The sequence below is a fragment of the Cellulomonas sp. A375-1 genome, assembly GCF_001040865.1.
Taxonomy (GTDB): Bacteria; Actinomycetota; Actinomycetes; order Actinomycetales; family Cellulomonadaceae; genus Cellulomonas; species Cellulomonas gelida.
The window spans coordinates 18982-19855 of record NZ_LFKW01000150.1; the positions used below are offsets into that span (position 1 = coordinate 18982).

Consider the following 874-nt stretch of genomic DNA (forward strand, 5'->3'; position numbering starts at 1 on the left):
ACCTGCGGGCATCCGGCCACCGGTGTCGGCGCAGGTCCCTATGCTCTCCACGTGCCCGACGCGACGCCTGAGCTGCCCGTGCCCCGCCCGGAGACGTCCGGGGAGCCCGCTGCGCCCCCCACCGTCCAGCCCGCCGCGGACCAGGCCTCGGGCGCCGAGCCTTCGGCGGCGCAGAGCCTGGCCGGGTCGCCCGCCGCCGGCGGTGTGACCCGCGCCCCGGGGACGCCCGCGCTCGAGCTGCGCGGGCTGTGGCGGCGGTTCGGCGACAAGGTCGCCGTCGCGGGCATCGACCTCGTCGTGCCCGCCGGCTCGTTCTACGGCCTCGTCGGGCCCAACGGCGCGGGCAAGACGACGACGCTGTCGATGGCCACCGGCCTGCTCGTGCCCGACGCGGGGACCGTGCTCGTCCAAGGGCACGACCTGTGGGCGGACCCGGTCGCGGGCAAGGCGCTGATCGGGGTCCTGCCCGACGGCGTGAAGCTGTTCGACCGGCTCACGGGTGAGCAGCTCATCACCTACGCGGGGCTGCTGCGCGGCCTCGACCGCGAGACGGTGGCCGAGCGCGCGCGTGACCTGCTCGCCGCGATGGACCTGGTCGCGGACGCGCGCACGCTCGTGGTCGACTACTCCGCGGGCATGACGAAGAAGATCGCGCTCGCGTGCGCGCTCGTGCACGCACCGCGCCTGCTCGTGCTCGACGAGCCGTTCGAGGCCGTCGACCCCGTCTCGGCGGCCAACATCCGCGACATCCTGGCGCAGTACGTCGCGTCGGGCGGGACGGTGATCGTGTCGTCGCACGTCATGGACCTCGTGCAGCGGATGTGCGACCACGTCGCGGTCGTCGCGGGCGGGCACGTGCTCGCGGCCGGGACGG

At 75.2% G+C, this 874-nt stretch carries 1 protein-coding gene; it reads left to right on the plus strand.

Annotated features, from left to right (window positions below; genetic code table 11):
* Positions 1-72: 72 nt before the first annotated feature.
* On the plus strand, positions 73-874 hold an 802-nt coding region (locus CWIS_RS16055), incomplete at its 3' end, for an ABC transporter ATP-binding protein (RefSeq protein WP_369796598.1).